4 protein-coding genes are annotated in these 4,834 nt (G+C 56.5%); all 4 read right to left on the bottom strand.

Going from position 1 to position 4,834, the window contains the following annotated elements; all coding sequences use genetic code 11:
• Window positions 1-337 precede the first annotated feature (337 nt).
• A complete protein-coding gene (locus tag DMG62_00570) occupies window positions 338-748 on the bottom strand; it encodes a hypothetical protein (protein ID PYY24950.1) in 411 nt (136 codons plus the stop codon).
• 6 nt (window positions 749-754) lie between these two features.
• Complete coding sequence (locus DMG62_00565; protein ID PYY24949.1) at window positions 755-955, bottom strand: hypothetical protein; 201 nt, start codon at window positions 953-955, stop codon at window positions 755-757.
• Window positions 956-1,217: 262 nt separating this feature from the next.
• Window positions 1,218-2,234 carry a methyltransferase type 12 gene (locus DMG62_00560; GenBank protein ID PYY24948.1) on the bottom strand — a complete coding sequence of 339 codons (1,017 nt, stop codon included), beginning with the start codon at window positions 2,232-2,234 and terminating at the stop codon, window positions 1,218-1,220.
• Window positions 2,235-2,715: 481 nt separating this feature from the next.
• Window positions 2,716-4,221, bottom strand: a complete 1,506-nt coding sequence (locus DMG62_00555; protein PYY24951.1) for a hypothetical protein — start codon at window positions 4,219-4,221, stop codon at window positions 2,716-2,718.
• Window positions 4,222-4,834 lie beyond the last annotated feature (613 nt).

The raw sequence follows: 4,834 nt of genomic DNA, 5'->3' as shown, positions 1-4,834 counted from the left end.
GTGTGGTACACGGAAACAAAATCAGCGTCGGCCACCCGCCCTCGTTTGTGTACGGGGCCGGCGGGCAAGTAGTAGAAAATACGTCAGGTCGACTTTACGGGCCCGCCACGGGAATGCGCGGGGCAGGAGTGAGCGTTACCTACTCCGTTTGCGGACATTGAAAATGATCGACTTTTTGGGCGCGATACTTTGCACCACAGGATTGGCTCTGGGTATTGTAGGTTTGGCGGCTCCCCAACGGCTGATGGAAATGCGCAAGCGATTCATGGGAATTGAAGATCGCAGCCGTTTCTTCGATTCCCATCCGTTCCTGGAAAGAATCGGCTCACTTGGTCTACTAATCTTGTGTTTGCTTGGCCTGATCAAGATTGTGCTCCGAATATGAATCGGAATTTCGCAATCGGACGTGAAAATCTCCGTTTTGTTCCGCCGAAACCGGCTCAGGCAGGAGCGACAGCTTTTCTCTCTTTCGCAGAACGAGTTGAAAATGCTCGGGCATGACGACATAACCCAGCACCTCGAAGCGGTAACGCGCGCGCACTCTATCGAATACCTCTACGAAGACATCTCGCGCATACGCAGATCCCATGAATGGCTTTCTTTGATAACAACTGCAGGTGATGCAGTGGTAGTCATGAAAACCGTAGATTCGAATCAGATCGCGCGGCACGCGGCGAATTATAGGCGAGACCTTCTGGATAACCCACTCATCGAACACCGCGATGAGTGGGGCACCCGCGCAAATCAAAGCCGATTAGCGTACTCCGGCAGTTGTGAGTCGAAACGCGTAGAGTGCCGTCACGATTAGCGTAATCCAGAAGAACGGACTAGCGAAATACGCGACAAGCGCACCTCTGCCTGTGACCTTGGTCTTCGACGTTACAACGAACAGGGTGTATACCGAAACGACAAATGCAGCACCCAATGCAGCGAGAATCCCTTTTACGTAGATCACTGGAGTGGCTCCTTTTTGGTTTAACCGCCATCGTGCCCCGGTTGCAGTCTTTCCCTTTAGAAGTTCAGCCGCTTGCGCCGCTCCGTGTGGCGCCCAGCCGGCCTGGAGGGCGGGTTCTATAAGGCGATGCCAAGCAACTCCTCTCCGATCTGTTCGGGAGATGTGTTTGCTCTTGACATCGCCTTATATAGAACCTGTCCTATGCCCATTTTCGCTGCTATCAGGCTAGGCGCCCGGCAGAGCCGCTGGCATTTCACGCGATTCATCGATAGGCGATCACCAAACGATCGAGGCCAATCTCGGGAGGCGCTAGTTCGACTCGAGTGAAGCCGGCGTTCTTCGAAATACTCTCGAGCTCTGCGAAGGTGTAAGCATCGCCGGCGGGCGTGGTGGTTAGCATCATGATGCTAAAGGCAGCAGCCGTGGGCGGTGTAATGCGATCCGGATTGGGAACGAATTCGGCGATTGCGCCACGGCCACCTCGCTTCAGTGTGGCGTGCACTTTGCGCATGAAGGCGGTGCAGGTGGGCGCATCAAAATGGTGCAGGAAATTGGTGATCAAGACCAAATCGTAGCCGTTGCCAAGCTCAGTTTCGAAGGCGCTGCCCGGAAGGAGATGGTAGCGGTCGGCAACTCCCATGCGCTCGGCATTGTTGCGCGCGACTTCCAGCACATTCTTCCAATCGGCCGCATAGATGTGAGCCGCGGGATTCTGCTTGGCCACGGAGATGCCGAACATGCCGTGACCCGCGGCGATATCAAGAACCTTGTGTGCCTCGCCGCCTTTGCGAAGCTCGGTGGCCATAATCTCTGCGGGCATGTACATGAGCGGCACCATCGCTTGCGCAAATTTCACCCAATCCGGATTCTCCGTTTCCAGGATCCCTTCACCAATTGCAGTGCCTCCCCGGCGCACGGCTTCCGTCAGGCGGGCGTTGCCCTCGCGCAAGCGTGGGGTGAGGAGGAAGTCAATCGTCCCACCGATATATGCAGGCGAATGCCGGTCGAGGAACAACGCTGAATCGGGCGCAAGAGCGTACTGGTTTCTCTCTTTGGTCAGGAAGCCGTGAATGGTCAGGAAATCGCACAGGATTCGCACGCCGCGTTCACTGGCCCGGCAGCGCTTGGCAATGCTCGCTGCGGTGGTGTCACCTTTGGCGATGGCGGTAAAGATTTCCAGTTCGACGGCGGCCTTCATCGCCTCCGTCTGCTGATAAGCGTTTATCGCGTTGAAGAAGCGCTCCGGAGTGGGCGATTGATGCAGGGTTGTGCCGGTCATGGATTCCTCCCTGAGGCGCGCAATTGTAGCGCATGAATGACTCCGGACGGATGGCACAGCCTTAGATTGAGCAGGCCTTTGTTTCTAGGTTTTGTTTCTCAGCAATCCGCCACAATGCGTGTGTCGCACTCTGCGCGGTTTGAGGCTGTTACGAGACTCAAGAATTTGTTACATATTGTGGTCGCAGTCCAGGCGAAGCGCAACATGTTGCGGTTTCAAAAGGGGAATTTAGAGTTTCGTAACAGCCTCGGTTTTCGCAGGGTGCGCTTCACGCCGACGCCGACACGCCAGGTTGATTCCTCGACGCAATCCTCTGGGTCGGCATTTGGGGAAACCGCGCAGAGTGCGGCACCCGCATCTACCAGTCCCAAAACAGGACTCAGAGAAACGAAATAAGAAAGAAGGGTGTGCCACCCGGCCTGAAGTTCATAAGGGACACCCAAGAGGTTTCAAAGAGCCCCGTGGCTTAGGTGGTGTCTTGCTACTCCACGGCGGCCACCCTGGCGGTCTTTCCCTTTAGAAGTTCAGCCGCTTGCGCCGCTCCGCGTGCGGCGCCCAGCCGGCCTGGAGCATTCGCGAGGGTCGCCTGAAACTCCTTCAGTGCCAATTCGGGATGGTTCTGCTCGAGCAATAAGGACCCTAGCTGTTCGCGCGCGGGAACGATTGGCCCGGGAGTTATCGGCAGCTTCTCAACTGCGTCTTCTTCATCCGCAGCCTGGCGCATCAGGCTTACGGCTTCGTCGGGTTTGCCCTGCTGCTGGGCGCACCATGCCGTGAGTTCCCGCCCAAGGATGCTTGTCTGCGTAACCCAGTAGTCTTGTCCTGAAGAGCGCAGCTGACTTTCGATTTGCGCCAGACGATCGATTTGCGCGCGAGCCTCCTCGATACGGCCGCGTCGCGCAAGTCCGAGCCCGCGAGCCCAAATTGCGACCGCCGCCACTTCCGGCGGACTGCTGCTGGCGGCCGTTATTGCGCTTGCTTCATCCCACCGATGAAGCTCAACGGCGTAGCGCACAGGCATCGCGGTTGCGGCGTAAAAACTCTTGAAGTCTCCGGCCAGGGTGCTCTTGCTCTTCAGTTGATGGATAATTTCAGCGGCTTGTGGGTCGCGTCCACTTTGAAGATAGGCATACACGAGATAGTCCATCGCGTGAAGCTCTTCACCGGTATCTCCTTGCCGATGCGCCGCATCTCGCGCAGCAAGGTTGCTGGTGATGGATTCATCCCACAACCCAAGTCTGGTAAAAATGTGCGACGGCATGTGCAAAGCGTGCGGAGCCGAGGGCGCAATGTTCGAGTATGCGTTCGCGACAGCCAAACCACGGGAAGCGAGTTCCGCGTTGTCGTAGGCATGGATCAGGTAATGCGGGATTCCGGGGTGCTGTGGATGAACCCGATAGAGAGGCTCTAGCAAGTCCGCTGCTTTCTTTTGATTTGCGTGCGTCTTGTCTGCAGGTGAAGCGGTCGAGAGAAGAGCCAGTGCATAAAATACCTGGACCTCGAGGTTCTCTCTCTCGTCTCTCGCCAAAGCGGTCATTGCATCCAGGTACTTCATCGCTCTTCCGCGGTACTGAGCTTCACTCGCATCATCCAGGAGAACACTCAGTGCAGCGATGAGCTTCCGCTCCCGTTCCGAACCAGACCCGAGCCGTTGAGCCTGCTTGATTTCACTCTTCGCTTCCGGAATTTCCGAGTCGGGGAGAGGTGGCTCCCACAGTTGATGGAAATGCGTCATGGCGATGCCCCAATGAGCGATTGCGCACTGAGGATCTTGTTTGGCAACGCCGCGGAAGGCAGTCTCCGCCGGAGCGTAAGCGAATGAGTGCAGCAAGGCAACTGCGCGGTTGAAGTGCTGCTGCACGGCCGAGTTACACGACACGGGAAACGAGACCTCTCCCAACTTTTCAGGCATGCCATGGGAGTGAGTTTCCTGCGCGGCCAGGCAAGACGCATAAGTCAGAAGACCAGCTAGAAATAATCGCCACATGATTTGCCAACCATAATCGCGATTCGGTACACGTTCAGAGTACGCGGAGACAGCGCGAAGAAGTGTATCGCCGCTCACTCAAGGGGATGGGACTAACAGAAGATGGTCCCCTGACGCCGGGTGCCCTGCCCTTGGAGCCCACGTTCCTGGCTTTTGCGTGGGAGCCCACGCATACCGGGGTCCCCAGCAAACGTCGTTTGTTTGCTGGGGTGGATTCATGCATGGGAGAGGTTTTCAAGCCTCGCCAACGCGCATTCTACTTTTTCCCCGGCTTTAGGCGTGGGGTTTCAGATTGGGAAGCCCCGGGGCTAAAGCGCAAAAATTATTATGCGATCGTTTCTTGCAACGCTGAAGCATTGCCCCCGGATAAGTCCGGGGGCTCCCACCCAAACCAAGGCCCTCACTTGAATGCGCGTGGACGGATCGCGTCCGGGTACCCTGCCTTTGGCTTTACTTCATCGCCGAACATAGTTCGGTGCTACCACGAGTCAAGATTGCGAGTCAACCAAAATTGTCATTTTGGAACTCAGGCGGCTGTGGGAGAGTGCTCGTCGCAATCATCCGACGCTGGCGCGAGCAACGGATGCGAATTTCAGAATTCACTGCTTATTCA

This window comes from Acidobacteriota bacterium (assembly GCA_003225175.1).
Classification (GTDB): domain Bacteria; phylum Acidobacteriota; class Terriglobia; order Terriglobales; family Acidobacteriaceae; genus Gp1-AA112.
This window is presented reverse-complemented; position numbering and strand designations above follow the sequence as displayed.

Bases quoted from the DNA above. Each gene is read 5' to 3' on its own strand.
- DMG62_00560 (PYY24948.1), bottom strand. From the start codon at position 2,234: ATGACCGGCACAACCCTGCATCAATCGCCCACTCCGGAGCGCTTCTTC.
- DMG62_00555 (PYY24951.1), bottom strand. From the start codon at position 4,221: ATGTGGCGATTATTTCTAGCTGGTCTTCTGACTTATGCGTCTTGCCTG.